A 954-nucleotide genomic window follows, 5' to 3' on the forward strand; every position below is an offset into this window, starting at 1 on the left:
GGGTGGGGGTGGGCGGTGGTGACACCTGTGGCCGGAGGTGTGGGCGGGGGTGGGGGCCTGTGTGGCCGGGGGTTGAGGGTCGCGTGGCGATCAGCCTCCTGCGCTGGTCCGGTGCGGACTACCATCACCCCATGACCCGTGTACTGCTCGCCGAGGACGACGCGTCCATCTCGGAGCCGCTGGCCCGCGCACTGCGCCGCGAGGGCTACGAGGTCGAAGTGCGCGAGGACGGTCCCACCGCCCTCGACGCCGGACTGCAGGGCAGCGTGGACCTCGTCGTGCTCGACCTCGGCCTGCCCGGCATGGACGGCCTTGAGGTCGCGCGCCGGCTGCGTGCCGAGGGTCACACGGTGCCGATCCTCATCCTGACCGCCCGCGCCGACGAGGTGGACACGGTGGTCGGGCTCGACGCCGGGGCCGACGACTATGTGACCAAGCCGTTCCGCCTCGCCGAACTGCTCGCCCGCGTACGGGCGCTGCTGCGGCGCGGCGCCACCGAGCCCCCGCAGCCGCCCGCCACGCACGGGGTGCGGATCGACGTGGAGTCGCACCGGGCCTGGATGGGGGAGGAGGAGCTCCAGCTCACGGCCAAGGAGTTCGACCTGCTGCGTGTCCTCGTGCGCGACGCCGGTCGCGTCGTGACTCGGGATCAGCTCATGCGCGAGGTCTGGGACACGACCTGGTGGTCGTCCACCAAGACCCTCGACATGCACATCTCCTGGCTGCGTAAGAAGCTTGGCGACGATGCCGCCAATCCGCGGTATATCGCCACGGTGCGTGGGGTGGGCTTCCGCTTCGAGAAGAGCTAGGCCCTGCCGGGGGGGGTGCGGTTCGGGCCGCCGGGGTTCCCGCTCGGCCCTCGGCCTGCCCCGCCGCAGGGCGCCCCCCCGTCTCCGCCGCTGCGCGGCGGGTTCCCCACCCGCCCGTGACCACCGCCCTCGGCGCGCCCGCCAC

At 73.4% G+C, this 954-nt stretch carries 1 protein-coding gene; it reads left to right on the top strand.

Annotated elements, in window-relative coordinates; genetic code table 11:
* Positions 1 to 131: 131 nt before the first annotated feature.
* Entirely contained in the window at positions 132 to 809 is a 678-nt protein-coding gene (locus tag IG78_RS0141060; protein WP_030574906.1) for a response regulator transcription factor, read from the top strand.
* Positions 810 to 954: the final 145 nt, after the last annotated feature.

This window comes from Streptomyces aureocirculatus (genome assembly GCF_000720475.1).
In the GTDB taxonomy this organism is placed as follows: Bacteria; Actinomycetota; Actinomycetes; order Streptomycetales; family Streptomycetaceae; genus Streptomyces; species Streptomyces aureocirculatus.